This is a genomic window from Paenibacillus sp. YAF4_2 (assembly GCF_052113225.1).
In the GTDB taxonomy this organism is placed as follows: domain Bacteria; phylum Bacillota; class Bacilli; order Paenibacillales; family Paenibacillaceae; genus Pristimantibacillus.
In genome coordinates this window covers 322821-348693 of sequence record NZ_JBFRCT010000004.1, presented here as the reverse complement: position 1 = coordinate 348693, position 25873 = coordinate 322821, and the positions used below count along the sequence as shown (strand labels likewise).

Genomic DNA, 25873 nt, shown 5'->3' with positions numbered 1-25873 from the left:
GAGCAGGATGAAGGAGTTTCGTCTGTACGCGATAACGGGAGAACAGTTCCACCCTGGCCGAGAGATGCTGGAAGTGATGGAGGAAGCGATGAAGGGCGGCGTAGACATCGTTCAATTGCGGGACAAAGACAGCAGCCCTGAAGTAGTGCTAAGCAAAGCAAAAGCGCTGCGCGAGCTGACTCGAAAATACGGTGTGACCTTTATCGTGAATGATTATATCGACATTGCGCTGGAAGTAGACGCAGACGGTGTTCATCTCGGACAGGATGATGTATCGCTTGTAGAAGCAAGACGTCGTGTCGGCAATAAAATCATCGGAATTTCCACGCATGCGATTGAGGAAGCACTGCTTGCAGAGGAGCAAGGCGCCGACTATATCGGGGTTGGTCCAGTATTCCTAACGAAGACGAAGGTGGACGTTGTTGATCCGGTGACGGTTGCTTATGTGAAGCAGGTGACGGAGCGGGTTACCATCCCATATGTCGCCATTGGCGGTATTAAGCTCAGCAACGTGGATGAAGTTATTGCAGCCGGAGCTACCCGTATTTGCGCGGTCAGTGAGATCGTCGGAAGCTCTGATGTCGCAGGTACCTGCCAGGCCTTCCTCCGCAAGCTGGAAGGAGCGGGTCAATCTCATGCAGCTGATCATTAATGGCGAAGCCAAGGAACTGGACGCATGTACGATTCAGGATGTTGTTGTCCATTTTGGCTTAGAAGGGCGGCCGCTCGTCGTGGAAGCGGACGGTGAGATTATTACAAAGGAACAATGGCCGGACATCGAGGTTCGACCACTGATGAAGATCGAGCTGGTTCATTTTGTTGGGGGAGGCTGAGCAGATGAAGAAGGATGTATGGCATATTGGAGGACATGAGCTGACCTCGCGGTTTTTTATCGGGACGGGATTATTCCCAAGCCCCTATGTGCAAAAGGAAGCAATCCGGGAGTCCGGGGCAGAAGTTTTAACCTTCGCTATTCGCAGGATTAACCTGGCATCAACGGAGGATGATTCAATCCTGCAGCACGTGGAAGGTGAATCGTTCCAATACCTGCCGAACACGTCGGGAGCCAGCACAGCAGAGGAAGCGGTGCGGATCGCAAGACTAGCTCGTGCTTCAGGGCTTAGTGATTGGATTAAGGTAGAGATCAGCGCGAATGAGCGCACGCTGCTGCCGGATCCGCTCGAGACGCTAAAGGCAACGGAAATTCTCGTAAAAGAAGGCTTTACAGTGCTCCCTTATACGTCTGATGATCCGATTCTATGTAAAAGGCTGGAGGAAGCCGGAGCAGCAGCCGTTATGCCTGGCGCCGCACCTATCGGTACAGGGCTTGGGATCCTGAACCCGTATAATATCGGCCTTATTGTAGAAGAAGCGAAGGTGCCGATTATCGTGGATGCGGGTCTTGGATCGGTCAGCGATGTCGCGCAGGCGATGGAGCTTGGCGTCTCTGGTGTATTGATGAATACGCCGGTAGCGAAGGCGAAGGACCCTGTTGGCATGGCACGGGCGATGAGACTTGCCATTGAAGCAGGCCGTCTGTCGTATTTGTCGGGACGGATATCGAAGAAACGTTATGCCTCTGCAAGCAGCGGGCATGAACAGTATATTGTGAAATAGTCCTATCATCGTGGATTAATAAATAGAAAGCTGGTTTAACCATGGGAGAAACAATTGTCATTATGGGCGGAGGCGTTGTTGGTCTCTCCTGCGCTTTTGAATTGCAGAAGCGGGGTCATCAAGTGACTGTACTGGAGATTGGCCGCTGCGGCGGGCAAGCCTCCGGTGCTGCTGCCGGGATGCTGGCGCCTTACTCGGAAAATGTAGAAGGGCCGGATGACTTTTTTCATCTTTGCAAGGAAAGCTTGCGGTTGTATCCGGCTTGGCGGGATGAGGTTCGCCGCATATCCGGCAGAACCTTTGAATACACCGAATCGGGCAGCCTTTATATTGCCTATCATGAAGCCGATCGCCTTGCTCTGGAGGGGCGGCGGCTCTGGCAGAACGAGTATGGTTCAAGCGGTATTGTGTTAGAGGGAGAAGCGATGTTCCGTCAGGAGCCGATGTTGTCCCGCGAAGTGAAGGCCGCTCTTTATACACCAGAGGAGAGCCACGTGTATGCACCGGATTATGTTCTGGCGCTTGAACAAGCATGCCGATTAATCGGCGTTCAGATCTTTGAGCAGCTGGGTAAGGTGACTGTTGCCGAATGGCGTAACGACATCGTTGTTACCTCACAGTATGGCCAAAGCTTTACTGGCGATCGGCTTGTTGTCTGCAACGGCGCGTGGGCACAGGAACTGGAAGAGGCATTTGATATCCGCATTCCGGTATACCCGATCCGTGGACAGATATGCGCGTACGAGGCGAAAGTGAAGCCGGTACAGCATATGGTGTTCTGCAATCAGGGATACCTGGTTGCCAAGGAGAACGGCACGCTTGTCTGCGGTGCATCCGAGGATGTAGCGGGGTTTGATACCAGCGTTACGGAGCGCGGGATCGAGCGGCTGCGCAAATGGAATAAGCAGGCGTTCCCGTTCCTGGCGGAGCAGGAGCCATTCCATCGCTGGGCAGGCCTTCGCCCTTCCACGCAGGATGGTTTCCCGCTGCTGGGGCCTTTGCAGCAATCTGCCGGTCGTGTCGTCATGGCGGCTGGTCATTATCGCAATGGTATTCTGCTTAGCCCAGTAACGGCGCAGGTCGTTGCCGATTATATCGATGGCGGCAGTCCATTATCGGCGTTTGCGCCTGAACGGTTCTCTCATTAATACAATAGAAAGGGGGTTAGATTTAAGATGTCGGAGTACATAAACGGGCAAGTGGCAAGAGCTTTGACGATTGCTGGCTCAGACAGCGGCGGAGGAGCCGGTATTCAGGCAGATTTGAAAACGTTCCAGGAGCTAGGCGTCTACGGCATGTCTGCCCTGACTGCAGTAACTGCGCAAAATACGCTTGGTGTTCAAGGCGTATTCCCGCTGACGAAGGAAGCAGTAACAGCACAAATTCATTCCGTGGGCAGCGATATTGGTGTTGATGCGCTGAAGACAGGAATGTTGTTCAGTGCGGAGATCATTGAGGCGGTTGCAGAGGCGATTGTTTTCTTCGGCTGGACGAAGGTAGTGATTGATCCTGTGATGATTGCCAAAGGAGGAGCTTCACTGCTTCAAGCGGATGCGATCCGGGCGCTCACCCGCAAGCTGCTCCCGCTTACGATGATTATTACGCCTAACATTCCAGAAGCCGAGTATCTAACTGGGATGGGAATCCGCAATAAAGCCGATAAGGTAGAAGCAGCCAAGAAGCTTGTTGATTTTGGCGCCAAGTATGTCCTTATCAAGGGCGGGCATGAAGCAGGAGCAGAAGCGGTTGATTTGTTGTTCGACGGCAGCAGCTTCAGCGAGTTGTCGGGCAAGCGAATCGAGACAGCGCGTACGCATGGCACCGGCTGTACGTATTCGGCGGCTCTGACAGCAGGCCTCGCGGAGGGACTTGGAATAGAGGAAGCTGTACATCAAGCAAAAGCCTACATTCAAGCGGCCATCGAGGATAGCATCGCAATCGGCAGCGGACATGGCCCGACCAACCACTGGGCTTACCGCCGCAGAGGACTTGTCCCTCAATAGCATGTCTTGTCCTAATTCCGCTCTCTTGATCATACATATGAGAAAGAGGAGCGTGAATAATGTGGAAGACAAGACGGTTAAGCGATATTACCGATTGAAGCAGAAGCAGAAAGAGATTGAGCAGGAATTATCTGAGCTGCGCGGTGAAATTGTGAAGCATTGTACCGAGCAGGAGCTCTCCGAACTGGAGATTGGTAGTTATAAAATAAGGATTGTCGCACAGGAGCGTAAGGAATTCGACGAGACGAAGCTGTTCGCAGCACTTCCGGATCCGGAAGTATGGCGGCTGCTCTCGAAGCCTGACTCCTCGAAAATCGCCGGTCTGATTAAGCTGAATGTGATTTCAGAAGATACAATCAAAGATACGTATTCCGTAAAGCACTTATCTCTTCTTCAGGTGGATAAGAAGTGAGTGAACGTAGCAGGGAATCCCGTCCGTGAAATTTGGGCGGGATTTTTATTTACTTAATTATTGACAATATTAAGAATTGTGAGATAATTACAATAAGCTTAGTTCTCGGTACGCCGAGAAGCGGGGAAACCAATCTTTTGGGGCGAATCAGCCAGACTTTGGCTGTAGGGAACCATCTATCCCGAGTCCGTCAGCTAACCTCGTCAGCTTGAGATGGGTCTTTTGCGAATAACATTGCGAATTATTAGACCCTTTAACAGGGTCTTTTTCTGTTTAGAGGCCCACATGCACACAGAGCATGCCCATGCTCTGTGCTGCTGGGGTCTTTTTTTATTTTTCTGGGGGTGGGATGGACTTCCCGGCAAGTAGGTGAGAAAGTCAACAAACCTTTTGGAGGGATGACGAATGGTACAACCAATGGCTGATAAAGGAAGAGCGGCAGGGCTGTCAGAGGCGGAGAGAGAGCGGCTTAAGAAGCATTTTCGCGTCAATGATTACTACTTAAACCTGATTGACTGGGATGATCCGAAGGATCCGATCCGCAAGCACTTGATTGCAACGGCTGGGGAAGCTCACGGAGAGACTTTGGAGGATGCTAGTGGCTGTAAGCATGTCTACCATTCGATGGCGTTGCTCTCCGTCTCCCATGCTGCAGAAGGACTTGCCTATATTGCAGAACATACTGAAATCCATAAAGTTGTACTGACTGGTGGTGACAGCCTCTTATTAGCAACCGCTAAGCTGCGCCGAATTATCGAGCAACTGCGGGAATTGGATCATGTTGGCACAATCCGGCTGGACTCTAGAATCCCGATCTTTAATCCGATGCGGATCTATGAGGACTCCGAGCTGTTAGATATGCTTCACAAGTTCTCAAGTCCAGAGAAACGGATTTATATCATGACCTCCATTAATCATCCGCGCGAAATAACGGCAGAAGCGAAGAAAGCCTTTAATGCGCTGCATCAGGCAGGAGCTGTAGTCGTCAATCAAACCCCTATTGTAAAAGGCGTCAATAATGACCCGCTTGTACTTGGCAAGCTGATCGATCAATTGTCCAGAGCGGGGGTAACGCCGTATTCCTTTATCGTTAACCGTCCCCATACCGCAGCATACGCTGAATCCGTATTGTCTCTGAAGAGTATTTATTCCATTGTAGAGCAAGCAAAAGTACTGACCGCAGAGCTTGGTCAGCGCATCAGATTGTTAATGGCGCATACCTTTGGCAAGATTGAGCTTCTAGATATTGAAGCCGGCAAAGCCTATGTAAAATATCATCATTATAAAGAAGATGGCAATGGGCGTTTCATGATGCTCGACTGTCCGCCTGAAGCCGCTTGGATTGATGATTTGACCGATCATGATGACCATACGGTATATATATCGCAGGAACAACTTCCTAAAGTGAATAAAGGATGTTCTTGAATTGAAGTAGAAGTAGTTAGGGATAGTAACTCACATCCCGGGAGGCTTCTATTCAATGAGAGAATACGGTCAAGAACTAGTTAATGCTTTGCAGGCTCAGCAGGAAGAAGTAAGCTTGAACGGAACACCGGTTATTGTAAAAGGTAATCCGGAAGAGACAAGAGCAGGTTACTTGGATCCGTATGAGCTTAAACTGATCAGGCAGTGGATTGATGCCAGCCAGCAACAGGCCCCCCCTGCCACGCCGCCTACTCCGGAACAGCAGCTTCAGCTCATTCGAGATGCAATGGGTTTTCCGAATCGGAACTTGAATACGGTCGAGATTTACACGGGCTATGAACGGATACAGCTTGGCGATAATGAGGTTGGCCTTTGGCGGTATTATCCGCGTAAGTCGATGCGTAAGCCGAACAAACCTTGTCTCATTTATATTCACGGGGGCGGATGGATTGGCGGAACGGTATTTGCGGTAGAGAATCCATGCCGGCTGATCGCGGAACTGGCGGATGCCGTTGTCTTTAATATTGATTATTCGCTGGCTCCGGAGCATAAATTCCCGAATGGGTTTAATGATTGCTTTAACGCTGTTCAATATATTTACGAGCATGCGGAGGAGTATGGCATAGACCGGAACCGGATCGCGGTTGGCGGCGATAGTGCTGGTGGTAACTTAACTGCAGCAGCAGCGCTCAAAGACCGGGATCTAGGTACTCGTATGATTGCCCAGCAGGTGTTGATCTATCCATGTGTCACCTTCATTAATGATGTGAAAGGCTATCGCTGGGAGCTGTCGCAGTTCGAGATGGCGGAGGAGCAAAGGGCAATGATTGATCCGATGCTTGGTATCGGACGCCCTACGGAGGCTGATCCTGAAGGGAAAAAAGCATGGGAGCTTTATCTGCCAACCGAGGAGGACGTCCGTAATCCGTATGTCAGTCCGCTTCTAGGGGACAGTAAGGGATTGCCGCGCACGCTTTGCATTGGAGCAGAGTTTGATGGTTTGCGAATTCAGTCGGAAGTTTACAGCAAGCAGCTTGCTGAAGCGGGTGTTCCGGTTAAGACAATTCGTTACAAAGGCTGCACCCATGCATTTATCGATCGTTTAGGCTTTGTACCGCAAGCCGAGGATCTGTGTATCGAGATTGCCGAAGCTTTAAAAGCATTATAATAGAAGAGACACGGCTTTAAGCCGTAAGTGAGCCCGCTCTTTAATTATGGAGAGCGGGCTTAATTGTGTGGAAATATGAAAATTACGAATTATAGCATACGAACCACAAAGCAACAAGTAAGAAAATACTCATCAAAGCCTCATTTTATTCTCAGAAAGTGGATATACCTCATGAAACGCCTAGTTTTCAGCATTCTTAACGCTTTCATTTACCGCTCGCTTCCAATTTTTGCGGGTACTAACCAACTTTGAGCCTCTTTATAATTAGCCCTATCAACAAAGATAGGGAGTGAACAGCAAATGAAATTTATGACAAAAATCGCGATGCTCTTGGTGGCTATCGCATTACCAGTAACAGCGCTGCTGCATACGACGGCGGATGCCGCTTCGTCTGCAGATGCTAAGAGAGCGAAGATCGTCCAAACTGCAATGAAATTGAAAGGTCATGTCAACTACGTACACTGGCAAGACCGTCAAGAGAAAAAAGCCCCTTACGCGACAGACTGCTCCGGCTTCACTGCACTTGTATATAAACTTGCAAATGTTGGCGTTACTCTTGTCAACCGTGATGATGATGATCAAGCTAAAGTAGGTACAAAAGTAGGTTACGGCAACTTCAAAAAAGGCGACCTGTTGTTCTTCTGGAACAGCGGTTCGAAAAACCATAGCGACGTAGGCCATGTCGGTATCTACATCGGCAACGGTAAAATGATTCACAACGCAAGCCCTTCGGCTGACGTTATTATCTCGGATGTTAACTCCAGCTACTATAAAACACGTTTCATCGTGGGAAGACGCGTAATTAAATAGTTTGATTAAATAGCCTCACTACGCATTCGTATGTTCTTCCGACCGCTGTTGTTCGGGGATTCCATGATTGAAGCAGTATAGGAGGGAATCCCCGAACAAAGGCGGACGCTAACGCTTCTACAGAATCATACGAATCGCTCCGTTTGGGTTTTAATCTATATTTAATTACAAATAGGGTATGCAAATATGGCCGTACGGGATATCCGTACGGCCATTTTTTATATGATTTCCGCGCTGACGGAGGATGGGTCGCTTACGATATGATGCTTAACATGCTGGAGCATACGTTTCATACGGATGGCTTCTGGGTTGCCGGCATCCAGTTTTTTGAGATGTTGGGATAACGGGACGACCTTGAATGCACTTCGGCCGCCTGATTTTGATATTCGTGTCCAGGTTGGAATGAAGTCGACCTTCTTGATGCGGATCGAACCGTCGTCCAATTTGCGAACTTGAAGCTGTGTAATGAGTCCGGTTAAGGTGTGGTCATTGTAGTAGAGACGCGTTGAAATAATATTGCCGAGGGAATAGATAGCGAACTTTTGGATACCCGAGCCGCTTTTGTAGAAGACGGCAGGCTGGATCGTATGCGAATGTGCTCCCAGAATAATGTCGGCGCCATGTTTGAATAATAATCGCACCATGTCCTTTTGCTTCTGAACCGGATAATTGGCATATTCCCTTCCCATGTGCAGACTTACAATGATGAGATCGACGTTTTTGGCTTTCAACCGTTTCAGGTCGGAGACCATTTTGGTCGGATTAATAAGGTCGACTGCCCATTTGTGGTCAGAAGGGACAGGGATTTTATTCGTTGTTTTCGTATAAGCGAGGAAACCGATCTTAATTCCCTTCACTTCTTTGATGACAGCATGCTGCGCTTCATTAGGTGTCCGGTACGTCCCGGTATGGGCAATACCTTTGTTATCTAGTATTCGGAGTGTCCGTTTCAGACCGCTAATCCCATTATCCATACAATGGTTGTTGGCCGTTGAGACGAAGTCGAAGCCAAGATTTTTGAGTGTGTCGGCGAAAGCGTCCGGACAGTTGAACATCGGCCAGTTCGTCCGCGGATGCCGTTTCACTACGCTATAAGCGTCATCGGATGTCTTGCCCGCGAATACGGTTTCCAGGTTGCCAATGGTCAGATCGGCGTTACGCAGGTAAGGGGCGATGGGCTCAAACAAATGGTCGAAGGAATAGCCCTTCTCGCCTTTGCAAGAATTGATGATTCGCGTCTTCATCAGGAAATCCCCGACCGCGGTTATCGTTATTTCCGTGCTCATGATTCATCTCCGTTTACTTGATGGTTTTCGGCAGCAGGCTGCGGGCATATTGAAAATGGGTATGCAGGCTTTGCTCCCACACCTTTTGGCCATATAACTGCTTCATAATCATTTTCCCTGGCTTGATGTTAACCTCGAGCAGCCATAGTTTGCCGTGTGTATCAACAGCGAGGTCGATTCCAAGCTCGCAAAGCCGGGATTGGTACGACCTTTCCATAAAGGAAGGAATGTATTCCGAAACCTCACGAATCGAATTGGCGAGGGCGTCTCCTTTTTCGTCACCAAATTCTTTTTTAAGATAGGATCTCGCTTCAAAAGCATGACCGCCGCTCTTCAGGTTGGAGGTAATTCGTCCACGCCTTGCTTCACGCACAGCGATCCCCGTCGTTTGCCAGTCTCCTTCGCTTCTCTTTTGCATAAGTGACCGAATATCGAAGACAATACCCTGCTTGTTCCGGATATCAATCCACTGCTGCATCAGATGCCGTTCTTTGCCTATGACCCTTCGGACATAAGAGCGAAGACCCGCGGCATGCATCGTTTGTGTCATCTCTCCATTGGTCTGAACTTTAAAATGATTTTTCTCCACGGTTACCCGTACGATGCCTCTTCCGCCCCAGCCATTAATAGGTTTGAGCATGACGCTTCTATATTTTTTAAGAAAGAGGATAAAACTGCCCGCATTCCTCACCAGTTCTGTTGGAAGCAGATAAGGCTTCAGAACAGAAGATGTGATTAGATGCTTTTGGATCCTGATTTTATTGCCGACGCCGTAGCCGGTAAAAGGGAAAGACGGTGCTTTTTTGACCAGAGTAGCTCTAGCGACATCGGATCCTGTATAAAACCCGATATCCATATTGATCTTTGGAAATGGCATTGTCTGCTTGCTCCAGGTTCCTCCGCGATAAATGTTACCGTGAATTCTTCTGGTCGTTAAATTAACATCCCTAGGGGTGTATACAAGAATGCCGCTGAATTTCTCGGTGAGAGCCGATTTGGCATGTCTGGCAAAGCTGCCCGGATGGCCAATCCGATGAGTCATGATTCCTAAGATGTCGCTCATCTGTCGTTCTCCTGTCCTGTGGCTTGGGCTGAAATCGGAACTGTATATTATCATATGAAGCATGACATTTGTCCGGTATGGGATAAACGCCCATTCCTGAGCGGGCAGAAGGCTATTGAAGGTACTTTTTACTCGTTCAAGGAATAGTATGGAGCAAGCGATTAGCCTAATGTATAAGGATATGTAACCGCTGTTTGTCAACGGAGGAGATTCCAACATGAAAGGCTATATGATTAAATATCCAGGGAGAAAATGGTTAAAGCATGTGGCGCTGTCAGGTGAAGAGGAAATTCTGGATTTACTGCCGGACACCGAGCAATTCACGCCTAATGGCTTCATTAACATGATTGAACTTTATCCCGTTTTGTTCGTGAAGCCGGATCTTGGTATGAAGGGTCAGGGCGTTATGAAAGTCACCTATAATGACGGAACAGTTGTCATTCGTACCGAAAGGAATCGTTATTCCTACCAGAGTACGAAGGTGGCTGCCTTTAAGCTGAAGCAATTGATTGGAACGAAAAGATATATTATGCAGCAAGGCATTGATCTGATTCAGATCGACGGGAACCCTATTGACTTTCGTATCCTAATGCATTTGCGGAGGGATGGGACGTGGAAGTTTTTTGGCGTTATGGGCAAGGTTGCAGCACCTAACCGGTTTGTGACCAATCACAGCAGCGGGGGAAGAGCGATTCGGCTGCATCATGCGTTGGGCATCACGAAGCAGGAATGCGAGTCATGGGAGAAAAAGCTGCGTGATTATGCTTACAAGATCGCGCTAGGGATGAAAAAGCATTTTCCACTGATTAGCGAGCTTGGCCTTGATATCGCTATCGATAAAAATGATAAGATCTGGCTGCTGGAAGCTAATACCAGGCCGCAGTTCCAACTGTTCCGTTACCATTCCAATCCAAAGCTGTACGCGCAGATCGCCTCTTCAGTGAAGCATATCCGGGCGGATGAGTGAGCTGGAGCGTAGTTATAAAAATATCGGATGGTGTATAATGGAAGCTGATCAGCGTGTGAAGCACTCCGCTCTTTTCCGTCACTGATGGAGAGGGGCGGTTATTTTTATTTTTAGGGGGATGATTTGTATGAGATCAGCTCCTTTTAGACTATAATTGCGTCGAATTGCGTCGAATATTTTACTTTTGGGGAACCGTTAAAGTATGATGGATACATAGAGTTTACGTGAGATTACCGTGGTATGGAGGGAATTCCCATTACGAACATTATGTTGAACGATGCAATGACGATGTTGAAGCTGACAAGCCGGACTTTTTATATTCCAATCAGCAAGCTGATACCAGAATTGAGAGAAGCAGTGTCGTCTGCTTACCTCTGTATGAGAGCGATTGATGAGGTCGAGGATGACGAGAAAATGCCGGCTCCCATCAAGAAAGAACTGCTGCTTGGAGCAGCTGAGGCGATGAAATCGCCGAACATGGAGGAGGCGCTTCACCAGCTATGGGAGCCTCATCGCGAAGCGCTGCCAGAAGTAACTTTGCGAATGAATGAATGGGCACAGCTTTGCCCCGCAGGCATCGCACCGACGGTATTCAACTATATTAAGATGATGGCCGAGCAGATGTCGGATTGGGTAGGCACGTCGTGGAATATCCATACGGAAGAGGACTTGGATAAATACACGTACAGTGTTGCTGGCATGGTTGGCGAGATGCTGTCGGATATTTGGCGCTGGTATGACGGAACTGAGACCGACCGTGACAAAGCAGTAGCATTTGGCCGTGGTCTGCAAGCGGTTAATATTATGCGCAACCGTACAGAGGATATGGAGCGAGGTGTTGATTTCTTCCCGGATGGCTGGGATTTGAAGGACATGCTGCGTTACACCCGCCGCAACCTGAAGAAGGCAGATGAATATCTTGCTGAATTGAAAAAGGGTCCTGCACGAAGCTTCTGCCAAATTCCATTGTCGCTCGCACATGCTACGACTAACCTTATTGCCATCGGCGGCAATAAATTGACTCGGGATGCCGTGCTGAAGATCGTCAGCAAGATCAAGTAACCTTATAAAAAGAAAGTGCCCCACAGCATCGGGCTGTGGGGCTAAGTATTTATATTATTAAAAGGGGGGTTGAGACCTATTATAGGCGATGTTCATTAAAGAAAGATGAACATTAGATTGCGAATATGTTACAAATATTAACCAAACGATTCCAATCGCCTAAATAAGTCTATGCCCGCCATCCACATGAAGGACGGTTCCCGTAACAAAAGTATTCTGAATCAGATACAGTACGCTTTGCGCAACATCCGATACAGTACCAACACGGTTCACCGGAAGATTACCGGCAACCGTATCGTAAAATTGCTCGCGAGCATCCTGCGACATTTTGCTGCGGGATGGGGTATCGATAATGCCTGGTGAGACCACATTAACACGAATGGGAGCAAGCTCAAGGGCAAGTGTCTGCCCGAGATTCGAGACGGCGGCATTCACCGCGCCAAGCGCCGCTGAACCAACCATCGTTTTATAAGCAACCACTCCGGAAAACAAGGTGATTGATCCGGCTGCGGTCAGCTGTAACGCGCCATACTTGGCCGCATAATATTGACCCCAGAACTTATTCTCAAATAATTGGCGGGATGCCGCTGAATCGGTTTCCAGGAACTTACCGCCTGATGTCTCCGCTGCGCTGACGACCAAATGATCATAGCTTCCGATCTCCTCGAAAAACCTTCTCACTTGTTCTTCATCCGTCGTATCCAATACATGAATGGAAACAGAATCGTTTAACTGTTCCTTAGCTGCCTGCAGCTTTACCTCTGAGCGACTAGCGATGATCACTTCAGCGCCTCGTTCAAGAGCCTGCCTTGCTGTCTCCAGCCCAATTCCCGAGCTCCCTCCAATAATAACGACCTTTTGATTATGCAGCATGCTTATACCTCCTAAGTGGAAAATATTTGAAACTACTCTTGCAATGAGCAAAGCATAACTTCAATATTTCCTTTTGGGAAGTAGTGTTATTTTATTCATATAGTTTCCGAAAAGTAAGTTATGGATGACTATGCGGCATACACCGTGCTGAAATTATTTTCCTTGCAGGGTAAGTCCAAACCTTTTCAGCTCTATAAAAATACTTTCCAACTGCCTGCCACGCTCAGTCAACGTATACTCCACTTTTGGAGGAACCTCCGGATATACGGTTCGTTTAACGATACCTTGCGCCTCCAGTTCCTTGAGCCTTAGCGACAGCGTCTTGGGGCTGACGCCCTCCATTCCCTTCAGAAGATTGCTGAATCTCAAGGTCCCTTCCAGCAGCAGATCACGGACAATAAGAAATGTCCATTTTGTACCGATGACGTCAAGTGTGGCTTCAATCGGACAAGGCTCACCGGGAGTTCCTTTATTTAATGTAATCGGCTCAAGCATGCTCTTTCCCATCCTTCTCTGCTCATTTATTCCTCTCATAGTAGCATCATAATAGGTTGATGTGTAGGCGTACATGTCCAAGCCAATTACTGTTCCCTGAATACGATAAAAGGCAAGTATTCTCTAGTAAAAGGGGGAGTGGACAATGGGCTTAAAAAGTAAAGGTGTGCTGGAAAACCAGGTTTATTCGAACCGGGTTGTTCGATCGGAATTCGATAAGAACTGGAAAACAGTCATGACAAGAAGCGGGTATGTCGTCTATATTGCACTAAGAAACCATGCACAGGTGACGGTTCTGCTTACTACAGGTGCGAGAAAGCTGATTACCTTTAACAAGGGCGGCAAAGTCATCGTAGGCTCAGGCGGCATCAGTCATTACAGCAAACTGCATTTGGCACAGAATATTTAAGCAGAACAGCCTCTTGGAGCTGTTTGGAAGGGCCGGGTAATGCCAAGCCATACGGTATCCAAGGGGAAGGTTTTATAGTAAGATGTGGTTGTTAGTAATCGGATGCAAGGAGAGGAAGCAAGCATGAACGACTTGATGAAAACATTACTTGCGCAGGAAGAAGAGCTGCAGTTTGACTCATTTACACATGATGATGCGCTTCAATTAGGCAGTATAGTCGTGCAGCATGCGAAGGACGTTATCGGTAAAGGGATCGCCGTACATATTGAGAATGAGGAGCATCCGTTGTTTACCCACTACATGGCGGGTACCTCGAAAGATAATATTTATTGGGTGAATACGAAGAAAAATGTTGTGAACCACTTTGGTCACAGCTCTCTATATGTCGGCGAGATGTTCCGTGATCAAGGAACAACCTTCCCGGAAAGCTCTGGTCTTCCATTGTCGGAATACCAAGGGGAAGGCGGCTCGTTCCCGATTGTTGTCCGCGGCAAAGGTAAGATCGGAACTATTACGGTATCTGGCCTAACGGGTGAAGAAGATCATCAAGCGGCGGTTGACGGGATCCGTAAGTTTTTGGTGAAGTAAATACATAATTACGCAAAGAACAAACACCTCCGATTCAGCATCTGAATACTGGGGTGTTTTTTCATTCGTTATTTGGAGGCAGACGATGAAGTTAAAGGCGATATTTCTAGACTTTTATGGAACATTAGTGCATGAGGATGACGATATTTTGCCTCCGATCTACGAGGAGATTCGTCAAAACTCATCCTTCGATTGCGATGCGCAAGAGATCGGTCAATATTGGTGGAAGTCGCTCTCCGGCTTGTTTTCCGTCAGCTATGGGGATGCTTTCAAAAGTCAGAGGGAACTTGGAATACAATCGCTTACTGAGACTATTGAACATTTCCAATCTGGCAGTTCGGCAAAGCAGCTTATCGGGCAGCAGTTTGAGCATTGGATGAGGCCGGAGTTATATGAGGATACGCTTTCTTTCCTCTCGACTTTCAGTCATCTCCCGATTTATATTTTATCTAATATCGATACAACTGATATTGCAGCTGCGGCTGCTTTTCACGGCATTGAGGTCACAGATGTTCTGACGAGTGAAGACGTACGGGCTTATAAGCCTCGCCCGGAGTTATTCCTTGAAGCCATGAGAAGATGCGGAATAAAACCGGAGGAGATCGTACATATCGGTGATTCTTATGCTAGTGATGTTGTTGGTGCAAATACGCTAGGCATTAATACGATTTGGTTGAATCGATTGTATAAGCGGCAGCCACAAGGGGCGAAGCCGGACTTTATTTGCCATGATTTAAAAGAGGCAGAGCAGCGGATGCTTCAGGCGATGGAATAGAACAAAGGATCACAACAAGGAGGACTACAATGATGAACAGACCAACAGGAATAGGAGCATCCTACGAGCACAATAAGCTGCTCCTGGACAGCTTTCGGAGATGGACAGGCCAAGATTTGGTGCAGGTAGATTCAGATGGGGAGAAGAGCTTAGAGGAGCAGCTTTTTGACGCTCCGCGGGTTATTTTATCACATGGTACGGAGAAGGATCCGGTATTGAATTATGGCAACCGAATGGCGCTGGAGTTGTGGGAGATGGACTGGGAGCAAATGACGAGCACGCCGTCCCGTTTAACAGCTGAACCGATGGAGCGGGCGGAGCGGGATCTTTTTTTCACTCAAGTTACTGCGAATGGGTACGTCGATAACTACACTGGCATCCGAATTTCCAGCACAGGACGGCGTTTCTATATTGTCAATGCAACCGTTTGGAATCTGGTAGATAAGGACGGAATCTATCGTGGGCAAGCGGCAACCTTCCAAGATTACCGGAACCTATAAGGGGTTCTACAAAAGTTAGAACTGCACGGGCAGCAAAGGGCTTGATAGGATAAAGGCGTTCCATACTTTATTTAAAGGAATGGTGCCTTTATGCCGATTCGGATACCATGGTGCAGATTTATCAAATATTTTTCCTCCAAACTGTTTGGTGTTGGAATAGGGCTGCTTGTCTTTTACTTTATGTTCACGGGCTTCAATCCGGAGGTATGGTCAGCAATTAGCAGGGAGTTGATCGGTTATCCGGTCTGGACCTTTTTCTATGGATATGCTTTATTATTTTCTATCTTGGCTGATTATTTGGCATGTCTAACGAAGCGCGGGCGCGGTTTCTTTCTGCCGGTATTTTATTTGATGGGCGGCTTTGTCCCATTTTTCTGGTGGGATACTGCTGTTGTTGTAATTGCAGGTTCGGTCGGGGCATTTATGTCGATGATCGTGTTCGGAGCTTCATTTCTTATCCGCAAACATTGGCGGTTCTCAGGAATTGGAGCAGGGCTGCTGCTTTTGTTTCATATTGTCTTGATTGTAAGCTATTGAGCGGTGTAGGCTAGAATAAATGAGAAACTTAATTATGGACAAAGGACGTGTATAGTCGAATGGCAAAGCTGACACCTTACTTTTATTCGGAAGATGCCAAGGCACAAGTGGGATTTTATGTACAGGCGCTTGGCGGTGAAATCATTGATCAAATGACATACGGACAAGCTCCGGGTACGGATGAATCGATGAAGGACAAGATTATACATATGGTTTTCAAAGCCGCGGGTGTTACCTTCTACATTGCCGATACGATGCACGAGCCTCCGGGACGCAGCACCAGCTATGATTTGAACCTGGAGTTCAAGACGGACGAAGAAGCGCAGCAGGCATTTGCTAATCTGTCTGAAGGCGGGCGTGTTATTATGCCGCTGGAGAAGCAATTCTGGGGTACGCTGTTTGGCCGGTTGGAAGATCAGTTCGGCATCAAATGGCAGATCAGCACGGAGCCGAAGGCACAGGGCTAATAAAATAGAAACTATTCGCAGCACCTGCTGACATGAAGGTGCGGATAGTCTTTTTGGCAATTTCTGATTTGAAAGGGGAAACAGCATCATGAATATTCAAATGGTGGAAACGACACACAAAGTGGTTGCGTTTACTTTCGACGATGGTCCAAATCCGACGTATACCCCGCAATTGCTCGAGATTTTTGCTGAGGCCGGCGGTAAGGCGACCTTCTATATGATCGGGGAGCAGATCGCTGCCCATCCGGAGACAGCAAAGCTTGTTCATGAAGAAGGGCATGAGATTGGCAATCATACGTATACGCATCCTAATATGACAGAGCTGTCTGATGAAGAGATCTTAAGCGAGCTGTCCCGTACGGAGGAGCTTATCAAGCAAGTGACGGGTTCGCGGGCTGCAACCATGCGGCTTCCATATTTGGCAGGTGACGAGAGAGTTCATTCTCTTCTTGCACGGGAAGGCTACCCTGCACTAGGGGCATTAAACATGGATGCGAAGGACTGGGACATGCCGGGTGTCCAGCATATTCTTGACCATACACGTGATACTATCCGTAATGGAAGTGTCCTGATCTTCCACGACGGTTACGGCGATCGTTCACAGTCAGTGGAGGCGGTACGTGTACTCACGAAGGAGCTGACAGCAAGCGGTTATCGGTTAGTGACGGTAAGCGAGCTGCTTCATATGGGAGAAGATTAAGTAAAAAAGACATGACCCGCTGCAATCACAGCAGGTCATGTCTTTTTTTATTTTACTCCGCAGTAGGAGGTCTCTTGCCTTTCTGCAGATCTTTAATGGAATAGCCGAAGTCCATTTGCAGATGGGGGTAATCCTTGAAGCTTGTCCAATCTCCGCCCCAGGTAAAACCAAGTTTTTTCGCGGTTGTAACCACTTCCATCCAGTCAGCCTTTCCGTTTCCGTTTCCATCATATTTCATATCCCAGATCACATCGCCGTCAGGCTTTACAAGCGCAAAGTCGACTGCCAGCCCGTAGTTATGGAATGAAGCGCCGCCTTTGACATTCGTCACAACTTGTCCAGGTTCTGATCGTCCCTGCTTGTAAAGAACATTCTGCTCTTCACTCGAGCGGAAATCATCCGTGATCAGGATCTTGATGCCAATCTTGCTGGTTTGGGCGACAAGCGCATCTGCTTTCTGTGCAACAATCGGGTTAAGGGAGGTAATAGACGTACTTCTTGCCGCTTCCGGTGCGGCGGGTGCCGGTTGGTCCTGTATGGAATCTATCCATCTCCAGCCCATGATGATAATAGCGATCAGAATGAGTGAAGTCATCACTTTGTTGCGCTTCTGCGCGGGTCTCATATAAGGCGGATTTATTCGGCCAACCGTTGCTTCTCGCCGGGACATAGGTTCGAGCATTGCTTGCTTCTCCTTCCAATCTATCTCTAGTAATCTATAACTCTCTCTATCTATCATGCGCAATTATGTACGCCATTAAACGTTTGGATCGTTATATTGTAACATAGTGAAGGACATGCTACCCCCGCCCAAGGTAGGGGAGTTGCATAGGGACTAGCTGACGCGTGGGCAGTTAAAGTGATCGGAGCCAGTCTTTATAAAAAACACAAAAGGCCCATAAAATGGGCCTTCTGAGTGAAGATTAAGGTGCTTCTGCTGGTGCGATGATTAATCGATCAATCAAAGATTACCAGAATCTACCAAAGCCACATCCGCAAATAATGATCACCAACAGTATAAAAAGCACCAGGATGAACCCTGTAGAGTTAACACCACCAACGCCACCAACGCCACCAACGTAACCGGACATTATACATGCACCTCCTTACGTCTTGAGTACTCTATAAGTTATGACGATTTGCTCCATGGTGCTTGGGTGTTTGTTCCTGAGGCATTTGACTAATTATAAATGCACATTAATGACGCTTGTACCGGATAGACAGCTGATGCTTGGCAGATTGCCATTTTCTTGCCGATGATCCCTTGACTGAACTTTGTTACCATGAAGAGAGTATCTATAGCTATAGGGGGACAATCTCTTGATTCAGGACAAGTTTAAGAGATGGATCGCAGGTGCTGCGGCTGTGTCTTGTTTCATGGGGGCAATGCCGGCAGGTGCTGCAGCAAGCTCTAACAAGCTGCCTTTTGACGACATTGCAGGCAGTTTTGCGAAGGATGCCATCGTACGTTTATATAATAAACAAATATTAAGTGGTACCACGGAAAGTACGTTTTCACCAAAAAAATCTGTTACACGCGCTGAGTTTGTCATCATTCTTGATCGAGTTCTTGGAATAGAGCCCGTCCATAGTGCGATTAACCCGTTTAAGGATGTATCAGAAAAAGCCTGGTATTATGATGCGGTCACAGCCTCTGTCCAGGTCGGACTAGCTGATGGGACAAGTGCACATACCTTTGAACCAGCGAAGGCAGTTACCAGGCAAGAGGCGGCAGTGCTGCTGGTCAGAGCACTCAAGCAGTCGGGGATTAGTGGTTCAACATCGGATTATGTAGATGAAGAGGAAATTGCAGGCTGGGCGGATTCCGCAGTTGGCGCCGTCCGGACACTTGGACTAATGAGTGGTGACGAGAATGATCAATTCCGCCCAAGCGACGGAATGAGCAGGCAGGAGATGGCTGCGGTCATTGATCGTGTATTGCAAAATGTAAAGTGGGCTGCAGCACTTAATCAACAATCAAATGCGACACGGATCCAGATGGGCTGGCAATATGGCCAAACGACCGCTCAATACGAGCAATCTGTTTTACAAGCCAATGTGACGACTTTATCGCCAAGGTGGTTCTTTTTCGACCCCAATGGTGTGGTAGCAGATAATGCGGATCAATCGCTTGTCACTTGGGCGAGCAAGAATAAGAGGCAAATCTGGGCAATGGTTGGCAACCGCTCGAACCAGGAAGTTACGCATCAGAATTTGTCTGACGTCACCTACCGCGGGAAAGTTGTCAGTCAACTGACGAGTTACGTACAGAAATATGGGCTCAAGGGACTTAATATTGATTTCGAAAATCTCGCTCCTGAGGATCGCGCGTCTATGACTGCTTTTATCACGGAACTAAGCACGCAGCTGCACAAGATTGGTGCTGTAGTCTCCGTCTGTGTTTCTCCTGATCTGGGAAGTGACTGGACGGACGGCTTCGATTACAGATCTCTTGGCGCAGTGGCCGATTATATTGTAATGATGGCTTACGACGAGCATTGGAGCACCAGCCCGAAGGCGGGGTCAGTTTCATCAATGCCTTACGTGAACAATGCCGTAACAACGCTGCTCAAAGTCGTATCAGCCAATAAAGTCATTCTGGCGTTGCCTTATTACAATAGGGACTGGACGATCACCACAGACGGCAGTGTGATTGCTTCGGAACTGACGCTTGTTGAGCAGGATAGTCTTGTCCGGAAGCGAGCTTTGCGGCCGGCCTGGGATGCTGCTGTGCAGCAATACACGGTCTCCTATCAGCTAAACACCCTTAAGCATCAAATATGGGTGGAGGACGGCCGATCTCTTACTGCCAAGTACAAAACGGTGATGGACCATAATCTGGCTGGCCTTGCTTATTGGTATATGGGAGGCGCAAGCCCGGATATTTACACAAGTCTTAGTAATGTGGAACGGTTCTACGGATTAAATTTTAATTAGCTTATGGATTAACGCCCTTATTTATTATTAACAGTAAAAGAACGCTTCCCGTGCAGGCAATATGCGGGCAAGCGTTCTTTTTGTGTTCTGTGCGATCGCGCAGCTTATGGGCTCTTTACATACTCGAGGAACATCCCTTTGAGGATAAGAAGCTGAGGCTTTGATTCCAGATCCGATTCGAACAGCAGAATGTTATTCTGCAGCGATAGCTGCCGCGAAAATTGGCCGAAGGTGTTCATAATCGTCGTTAATGTTTCTTTGATCTGAAGATCCGAACGGATTGATCTGTCTTCGATGCCGGATTGCACAATGGACGCAAAATGCAGCGAGATTCGCCGGTGCAAGGCTACGAACGTCTCCATATCCTCGACCGGCTCATGCGAATGAGCAGCATAGTTGTCGAAGTCGATCATGAATTTGGCGCTTGCGCGGTCATGCTCTCCGATAAGGAAGTCGAATAGACGTTCTAACTTGCCGAGGCAAGGAAGCGGCAGAGCAGCGGTCGCCACGAAAGCGTCATGAATGGGCTGCAGCAGCTTGGTCGCCACCGCAACGATCAGCTTCTCTTTCTTCGGAAAATATCGAAATAATGTAGCGATGCCAATATTGGCCGCGTCTGCTATATGCTGCATGGTGGTTTTCTCGATTCCCCGGTCTATAAACTCACGCTCGGCAGCATCTACAATTACAAGGAGCCTTTGCTGTTTACCGTCGTTCCTTTCTTTCACGTACCGTTCTTTAGCATCCATTCGTCGTTACCTTTCATGGGCCAATTAGCCTTTAAATATATCGTTATTATAACGATGCCAACTCCTTCTAGGCAAGAAGCGTTGAGTTTGGTCTGACATGATGATATAGTTTATATCATAGTGATATACACACTATCATATTATTCTTGGGGAGAGATGATCCATGAGTCGTCTAGCAGATAAAGTAGCTATTATTACAGGTGCAGGAAGCGGCATGGGCCGGGAGGAAGCACTGCTCTTCGCTCGCGAAGGCGCGAAGGTAGTTGCAACCGACATTAATCAAGCAGCGGTGCAGGCCGTCGTGAAGGAAATCGAGGCGCAAGGCGGCATTGCAACGGCAATCGTGCACAATGTGGCATCCGAGGAGCAATGGATCAGCATTGTCGAAGCGGCAATTGAGGTTTATGGCCGAATCGATATTCTCGTCAACAACGCGGGTATCTCGTTCGCGGTTGGTATGCTAGATACAACAGTCGAGCAATGGGACAAAGTCATGAATATTAACTTATCGAGCGTGTTTCTTGGCATGAAGCATGTCGTTCCTCATATGCAGAAAAATAATGGCGGTTCGATCGTTAACATATCGTCGATCGCCGGCATTACCGGCAGCCAAGGCGCTGGCGCTTACACAGCATCAAAGGGCGCTGTTCGCATGCTGAGCAAGGCGGCTGCGGTTGACTATGGCAAGGACAACATCCGCGTCAACTCGGTGCATCCTGGCTTTATCGAGACGCCAATGAGCAAGGAGTTCGTTAATAATGAGCAAATGCTTGGATGGTTCTTGTCCCAGACCGCATTGCCGCGTGTAGGACAAGCCGTTGAGGTAGCGAAGGCAGTTCTGTTCCTCGCATCGGATGACGCTTCGTACCTGACAGGCATTGAATTGCCTGTCGACGGTGGTGTGACGGCGAAGTAAGGAGATAAATGAGCATAGTTGGGGAGCGGGCTTATAGGCAGCCTGTGGCCTGCGATACGTAATCTAAGAACCACGCCAGAGTCGAAAGACGCCTGGCGTGGTTCTTTTGTTAACGGCCATTTTATGCCATGATAGACTTATGCTTACGAAGTAAGAATCGTCGCCAAAAGCGACGGCAATTCTTTTTAGCTTATGCTTACGAAGTAAGAATCGCCGCCAAAAAGCGGCGGCAATTCTTTAAGCTTATGCTTACGAAGTAAGAATYKCCGCCAAAAAGCRGCGGCAATTCTTTAAGCTTATGCTTACGAAGTAAGAATTTCCGCCAAGAGCAGCGGCAATTCTTTAAGCTTATGCTTACGAAGTAAGAATTTCCGCCAAGAGCAGCGGCAATTCTTTTTAGGAGGTAATCGGGTGTATTCTGATATTCAATTCGCGGGCGACCGGCCGGTATCGATGCAGGTTAAGGATTATATGAAACGGCTTATGATAACGGGCGCGCTGCAGGCGAATCAGAAGCTCCCGTCCACACGAGAACTAGGACTGCTGATGAACGTCAGCCGCAATACAATCGTGACCGCTTATGCGGATTTAGTGGAAGAAGGCTTTATTTATGCCGTTAAAGGCAAAGGCAACTTCGTTTCGCAATCGGCGGGCGGCGTTTCTGCCGAAGAGGGCAGTGGTAAACGGCTGGAATGGCGGGACCGGGTAAGCAGCTTCGCCCGCACAGCCGAGGAGCATGATCTAATGAAGCATGGCATCCGCGCGAAGCGGGGAGCTATTTCTTTTACCAGTATCGCTCCGGATGAGAAGCTGTTTGATCTGCAAAATGTAAAGCGTGCATTCCTTGATCGGATGTCGCTTGAAGGCAACATTATATTGAATTATGGCTACGCCAAAGGTTATAAACCGTTGATCGACTTCCTGATGCGTTACATGGAGAACAAAGGCGTCGATCTGGCTGGCAAAGATATGCTTATTACAAATGGCTTTACGGAAGGGTTCGATCTTGTCTTATCTGCCTTAGGCAAACGCAGCGGGAATGCGCTTTGTGAGAACCCAACTCACCATACGGCAATAAAAAATTTAAAGATGCACCAATTCGCCATTACTGGCGTAGATATGGAGCCTGACGGCATTAGCCTAGACCAGCTTGAAGACGAGCTTGGCAAGCGGGAATACGACCTTGCTTATCTTGTTCCTTCTTACCATAACCCGACCGGGATTGTGATGTCCCATGTGAAGCGGGCGGAGACGATCCGTTTGCTGAACGAGCGTCAAATCCCAATTATTGAAGACGGGTTTAACGAAGAGCTGCGTTATTCTGGTGCTCATGTCGCTCCGCTTATCGCCTATGGCGGCAATCGAAATAACGGGACGATTTACTTAGGCAGCTTCTCCAAAATCCTGTTCCCCGGCCTTCGAGTTGGATGGATTCTGGCGGATAAAGAGCTGATCGACTACCTGGAAAGCGTCAAACGTGCACGCACGATCCATACGTCGACACTCGATCAGTCTTTGCTGTATCAGTATCTTCATAACGGCAATTTCGAGAAATACCTAAAGCGGGCCAAATCGGAGTATAAGCGCAAATATGAGCTGGCAGTGGAAAGCTGCAAGATGTATTTGCCGCTAAAGAGGCTTTCAGGCGATGGAGGACTTCACCTGTTTGCTGAGTTTGAAGAGGCATTCTCCACGAGGGAACTGCTGCAGGCTTGTACCGATAAAGGCGTGTTGTTCACGCCAGGCGATATTTTCTACACCGATGGTGGAGGACAGCATACGATGCGGCTTGGTTTCTCCCGTGTATCCGATAAGAATATTGTCAAAGGGATTCAAATTATAGGCGAGACTGCGAAAGATATTTTAGGGTGTTAACAATTATCTGCGAAAAATTTTCAGGAGGCTATTCATCATGAAGAAAATCGGAGTTATTATGGGCGGCATTTCGTCCGAGAGAGAAATTTCGTTACTAACAGGCCAAGAAATGATCGCGAATCTGGATCGCAGCAAATACGAAGTATTGCCGATCGAGATTAACAGCAAACGCGATTTGATTGATAAAACAGCAGGCATCGACTTCGCACTGCTTGCACTGCATGGCAAATACGGTGAAGACGGTACCGTGCAGGGCACACTGGAATCATTGGGTATTCCTTACTCTGGCTGTGGCGTGTTGTCGAGCAGTGTGAGTATGGATAAAGAGCTGGCCAAAAAGCTGATCCGCTTTGATGGTATCCTGACAGCAGATTGGATTAATGTCGCCAGCATGGAAGAACTCGCAGCGGCTAACGTAGAGCGTCTTGGCCTGCCAGTAGTCGTTAAGCCGAATTCGGGCGGCTCGAGCATTGCCACACGTCTGGTCAAATCGCAGGAAGAGATCGCAGGGGCGGTAGCGGAAGCACTCAAATGGGATGAGTCCGTCATGATCGAGCAATTCGTTGGCGGGGATGAAATTACATGTGCCGTACTGAACGGCAAGCTGCTGCCAATCGTATCGATTCAAGCGAACTCTGATTTCTTCGATTACGAGTCCAAATACCAGGATGGCGGAGCGACAGAGCAAGTTATCGAACTGCCTGCCGATGTGCATGCACGCGTTGAAGCATCTGCCTTAGGCTGTTATAAAGCATTAAAATGCAGCGTGTACGCACGTATCGATATGATTATTACAGACGGAGTTCCATATGTGCTGGAAGCAAATACGCTGCCAGGCCTGACGAAGAACAGCCTGCTGCCAAAAGCGGCAAAAGCAGCTGGTATCACATTCAGCGAGCTGCTTGATTACATCATCGACTATTCTCTAGAGGAGAGAAAAGAGAAATAGTCGGCTAGGGAGAGATTAATATGCTGACGAAGAGCACTTGGGTATCGCCGCTTGTACGCGATTTGCCGCCATCGGGCATTCGCAAGTTTTTTAACGCGGCTGAGGGGAATAAGGAAATCATATCGCTTGGGGTTGGAGAACCCGATTTTGCAACGCCAAAGCTGGCTAGAGAAGCCTGTATCCGCGCACTTGAGCGGGGTCGGACGATGTATACGCCTAACGAAGGGCTGATGGAGCTGCGGGAAGAGATTGCAGCGTACATGCACGGAAACTTCGGAGTAAGCTATGAACCGGCGAAGGAAGTGCTGGTTACCGTAGGCGGCAGTGAGGCGATTGATCTGGCAATGCGTGCGATTCTCGAGCCTGGCGATGAAATGATTATTCCAGTACCTGGTTACATTGCTTACGCACCGATTTGTACATTGAACGGAGGGGTCCCTGTAGAGCTGGAGATGACAGCGGACCAATCGTTCAAGCTGACGGCAGAGGCATTGCGGCAGGCTATTACCCCGAGATCCAAAGTGCTCTTCGTCAACTTCCCAAGCAATCCGACGGGGGCAGTCATGACATATGAAGATTGGCTTCCGATCATTAAGCTTGTGGAAGAGCATAACCTCATCGTATTGTCCGATGAAATCTATGCCGAGTTGACGTATAACAACAGCAAGCATACGAGCTTTGCTTCTCTGCCAGGGATGAAGGAGCGGACAGTTGTGATCAGCGGCTTCTCCAAAGCTTTTGCCATGACGGGAATGCGGGTTGGTTATGCATGTGGTGGTCAGGAGCTGATTGCAGCGATGACGAAGATCCATCAGTATACGGCGCTTTGTGCTCCGATTATCGGTCAGATTGCAGCTATCGAATGCTTACGGAACTGCATGGAGGATAAGGATGAAATGGTTGAGGCGTTTAATCAGCGCCGGCGGTTGTTTATCAAAGGCTTGAGCGAGATTGGGCTTACTTGCCGCGATCCGCAGGGGGCGTTCTACGCTTTCCCATCCATTGCTTCAACGGGTCTCAGCTCCGAGCAGTTCGCTCAGCGGCTGCTGCAGGAAGCGAAGGTAGCTGCTGTGCCAGGCTCGGTGTTCGGACGGGGCGGAGAGGGCTTCATCCGCTGCTCCTATGCTTCTTCTGTAACGAATCTGACAGAAGCGCTGGAACGTATAAGCCGCTGGATTAGAACGGAAGTGTAGTTTTCCCGTTTAGCAAAGTAACAGTCGGCTATAATCAAAAAACAGCCCTTGGGAGCATATGTCCCAATGGCTGTTTTTGTTTGAAGCGGCTTTTCGC

At 48.4% G+C, this 25873-nt stretch carries 29 protein-coding genes and 1 riboswitch; of the genes, 23 read left to right on the top strand and 6 right to left on the bottom strand.

Annotated features, from left to right (window positions below):
* Window positions 1-7 precede the first annotated feature (7 nt).
* The 9 genes from thiE (at window position 8) to AB4Y93_RS11990 (ending at window position 7435) form a co-directional block, all read left to right on the top strand.
* Window positions 8-652, top strand: a complete 645-nt coding sequence (gene thiE / locus AB4Y93_RS12030) for a thiamine phosphate synthase (protein WP_441892174.1) — start codon at window positions 8-10, stop codon at window positions 650-652.
* Window positions 636-833 (top strand): sulfur carrier protein ThiS, encoded by a 198-nt coding sequence (gene thiS, locus AB4Y93_RS12025; RefSeq protein WP_441892172.1) that lies wholly within the window; start codon window positions 636-638, stop codon window positions 831-833. Before thiE ends, thiS begins: the two co-directional genes overlap by 17 nt.
* Before the next feature lie 4 nt (window positions 834-837).
* Complete coding sequence (locus tag AB4Y93_RS12020) at window positions 838-1617, top strand: thiazole synthase (protein WP_441892170.1); 780 nt, start codon at window positions 838-840, stop codon at window positions 1615-1617.
* 41 nt (window positions 1618-1658) lie between these two features.
* On the top strand, window positions 1659-2765 hold the full coding sequence (thiO, locus tag AB4Y93_RS12015) for a glycine oxidase ThiO (protein ID WP_441892168.1): 1107 nt from the start codon (window positions 1659-1661) through the stop codon (window positions 2763-2765).
* A gap of 27 nt (window positions 2766-2792) precedes the next feature.
* The gene (gene thiD, locus AB4Y93_RS12010) at window positions 2793-3620 is read left to right on the top strand and encodes a bifunctional hydroxymethylpyrimidine kinase/phosphomethylpyrimidine kinase (protein ID WP_441892166.1); all 828 of its coding nucleotides are present in this window, start codon (window positions 2793-2795) and stop codon (window positions 3618-3620) included.
* A gap of 61 nt (window positions 3621-3681) precedes the next feature.
* On the top strand, window positions 3682-4032 hold the full coding sequence (locus AB4Y93_RS12005; protein ID WP_441892164.1) for a hypothetical protein: 351 nt from the start codon (window positions 3682-3684) through the stop codon (window positions 4030-4032).
* Window positions 4033-4117: 85 nt separating this feature from the next.
* A riboswitch (cyclic di-AMP (ydaO/yuaA leader) is annotated at window positions 4118-4254 on the top strand.
* Between the two features lie 183 nt (window positions 4255-4437).
* Complete coding sequence (locus AB4Y93_RS12000) at window positions 4438-5457, top strand: KamA family radical SAM protein (protein WP_441892162.1); 1020 nt, start codon at window positions 4438-4440, stop codon at window positions 5455-5457.
* A 55-nt stretch (window positions 5458-5512) separates the two neighbouring features.
* Entirely contained in the window at window positions 5513-6625 is a 1113-nt protein-coding gene (locus AB4Y93_RS11995) for an alpha/beta hydrolase (RefSeq protein WP_441892160.1), read from the top strand.
* A gap of 300 nt (window positions 6626-6925) precedes the next feature.
* Window positions 6926-7435 (top strand): C40 family peptidase, encoded by a 510-nt coding sequence (locus AB4Y93_RS11990; protein WP_441892158.1) that lies wholly within the window; start codon window positions 6926-6928, stop codon window positions 7433-7435.
* A 218-nt stretch (window positions 7436-7653) separates the two neighbouring features.
* Here AB4Y93_RS11990 and AB4Y93_RS11985 read toward each other — a convergent pair whose 3' ends face one another.
* Both AB4Y93_RS11985 and AB4Y93_RS11980 read right to left on the bottom strand, forming a co-directional pair.
* Window positions 7654-8721, bottom strand: coding sequence for a CapA family protein (locus tag AB4Y93_RS11985; protein WP_441892156.1), 1068 nt, complete (start codon window positions 8719-8721; stop codon window positions 7654-7656).
* A 13-nt stretch (window positions 8722-8734) separates the two neighbouring features.
* Complete coding sequence (locus tag AB4Y93_RS11980; RefSeq protein ID WP_441892154.1) at window positions 8735-9784, bottom strand: YheC/YheD family protein; 1050 nt, start codon at window positions 9782-9784, stop codon at window positions 8735-8737.
* A 217-nt stretch (window positions 9785-10001) separates the two neighbouring features.
* Here AB4Y93_RS11980 and AB4Y93_RS11975 point away from each other — a divergent pair, with 217 nt between their 5' ends.
* Window positions 10002-10751: a YheC/YheD family protein gene (locus AB4Y93_RS11975; protein WP_441892152.1), complete on the top strand. Its 750-nt coding sequence runs from the start codon at window positions 10002-10004 to the stop codon at window positions 10749-10751.
* A 240-nt stretch (window positions 10752-10991) separates the two neighbouring features.
* Window positions 10992-11813 carry a squalene/phytoene synthase family protein gene (locus AB4Y93_RS11970; RefSeq protein ID WP_441892150.1) on the top strand — a complete coding sequence of 274 codons (822 nt, stop codon included), beginning with the start codon at window positions 10992-10994 and terminating at the stop codon, window positions 11811-11813.
* Window positions 11814-11972: 159 nt separating this feature from the next.
* Here the strand turns inward: AB4Y93_RS11970 and AB4Y93_RS11965 are convergent, their stop codons facing one another.
* Both AB4Y93_RS11965 and AB4Y93_RS11960 read right to left on the bottom strand, forming a co-directional pair.
* The gene (locus tag AB4Y93_RS11965; RefSeq protein ID WP_441892148.1) at window positions 11973-12686 is read right to left on the bottom strand and encodes an SDR family oxidoreductase; all 714 of its coding nucleotides are present in this window, start codon (window positions 12684-12686) and stop codon (window positions 11973-11975) included.
* 153 nt (window positions 12687-12839) lie between these two features.
* Window positions 12840-13193, bottom strand: coding sequence for a winged helix-turn-helix transcriptional regulator (locus AB4Y93_RS11960; RefSeq protein ID WP_441892146.1), 354 nt, complete (start codon window positions 13191-13193; stop codon window positions 12840-12842).
* 133 nt (window positions 13194-13326) lie between these two features.
* Between AB4Y93_RS11960 and AB4Y93_RS11955 the strand changes: the two genes are divergently transcribed.
* The 7 genes from AB4Y93_RS11955 to AB4Y93_RS11925 all read left to right on the top strand — a co-directional run bounded on the left by AB4Y93_RS11955 (window position 13327) and on the right by AB4Y93_RS11925 (window position 17157).
* Window positions 13327-13590 carry a hypothetical protein gene (locus tag AB4Y93_RS11955; RefSeq protein WP_441892144.1) on the top strand — a complete coding sequence of 88 codons (264 nt, stop codon included), beginning with the start codon at window positions 13327-13329 and terminating at the stop codon, window positions 13588-13590.
* A gap of 123 nt (window positions 13591-13713) precedes the next feature.
* Entirely contained in the window at window positions 13714-14178 is a 465-nt protein-coding gene (locus AB4Y93_RS11950) for a heme-degrading domain-containing protein (protein WP_441892142.1), read from the top strand.
* An 85-nt stretch (window positions 14179-14263) separates the two neighbouring features.
* Complete coding sequence (locus AB4Y93_RS11945) at window positions 14264-14953, top strand: HAD family hydrolase (protein WP_441892140.1); 690 nt, start codon at window positions 14264-14266, stop codon at window positions 14951-14953.
* Between the two features lie 29 nt (window positions 14954-14982).
* Complete coding sequence (locus tag AB4Y93_RS11940) at window positions 14983-15453, top strand: MEKHLA domain-containing protein (protein ID WP_441892138.1); 471 nt, start codon at window positions 14983-14985, stop codon at window positions 15451-15453.
* Window positions 15454-15543: 90 nt separating this feature from the next.
* Window positions 15544-15990 (top strand): hypothetical protein, encoded by a 447-nt coding sequence (locus AB4Y93_RS11935; protein WP_441892136.1) that lies wholly within the window; start codon window positions 15544-15546, stop codon window positions 15988-15990.
* Window positions 15991-16049: 59 nt separating this feature from the next.
* On the top strand, window positions 16050-16457 hold the full coding sequence (locus AB4Y93_RS11930; protein WP_441892134.1) for a VOC family protein: 408 nt from the start codon (window positions 16050-16052) through the stop codon (window positions 16455-16457).
* Between the two features lie 88 nt (window positions 16458-16545).
* Entirely contained in the window at window positions 16546-17157 is a 612-nt protein-coding gene (locus AB4Y93_RS11925) for a polysaccharide deacetylase family protein (protein ID WP_441892132.1), read from the top strand.
* Between the two features lie 52 nt (window positions 17158-17209).
* Here AB4Y93_RS11925 and AB4Y93_RS11920 read toward each other — a convergent pair whose 3' ends face one another.
* Entirely contained in the window at window positions 17210-17839 is a 630-nt protein-coding gene (locus tag AB4Y93_RS11920) for a M15 family metallopeptidase (protein ID WP_441892130.1), read from the bottom strand.
* Window positions 17840-18477: 638 nt separating this feature from the next.
* Between AB4Y93_RS11920 and AB4Y93_RS11915 the strand changes: the two genes are divergently transcribed.
* Window positions 18478-20094 carry an S-layer homology domain-containing protein gene (locus AB4Y93_RS11915; protein ID WP_441892128.1) on the top strand — a complete coding sequence of 539 codons (1617 nt, stop codon included), beginning with the start codon at window positions 18478-18480 and terminating at the stop codon, window positions 20092-20094.
* Window positions 20095-20198: 104 nt separating this feature from the next.
* Here AB4Y93_RS11915 and AB4Y93_RS11910 read toward each other — a convergent pair whose 3' ends face one another.
* The gene (locus tag AB4Y93_RS11910) at window positions 20199-20843 is read right to left on the bottom strand and encodes a TetR/AcrR family transcriptional regulator (protein WP_441892126.1); all 645 of its coding nucleotides are present in this window, start codon (window positions 20841-20843) and stop codon (window positions 20199-20201) included.
* Between the two features lie 163 nt (window positions 20844-21006).
* On the opposite strand from AB4Y93_RS11910, the gene AB4Y93_RS11905 reads away from it, so the two are divergent.
* The 4 genes from AB4Y93_RS11905 to AB4Y93_RS11890 all read left to right on the top strand — a co-directional run bounded on the left by AB4Y93_RS11905 (window position 21007) and on the right by AB4Y93_RS11890 (window position 25776).
* A complete protein-coding gene (locus tag AB4Y93_RS11905; protein ID WP_441892124.1) occupies window positions 21007-21759 on the top strand; it encodes an SDR family NAD(P)-dependent oxidoreductase in 753 nt (250 codons plus the stop codon).
* A 411-nt stretch (window positions 21760-22170) separates the two neighbouring features.
* Window positions 22171-23634, top strand: coding sequence for an aminotransferase-like domain-containing protein (locus AB4Y93_RS11900; RefSeq protein WP_441892122.1), 1464 nt, complete (start codon window positions 22171-22173; stop codon window positions 23632-23634).
* Between the two features lie 37 nt (window positions 23635-23671).
* Window positions 23672-24583 carry a D-alanine--D-alanine ligase gene (locus AB4Y93_RS11895; protein ID WP_441892120.1) on the top strand — a complete coding sequence of 304 codons (912 nt, stop codon included), beginning with the start codon at window positions 23672-23674 and terminating at the stop codon, window positions 24581-24583.
* A gap of 20 nt (window positions 24584-24603) precedes the next feature.
* Window positions 24604-25776, top strand: coding sequence for an aminotransferase class I/II-fold pyridoxal phosphate-dependent enzyme (locus tag AB4Y93_RS11890; RefSeq protein WP_441892118.1), 1173 nt, complete (start codon window positions 24604-24606; stop codon window positions 25774-25776).
* Window positions 25777-25873: the final 97 nt, after the last annotated feature.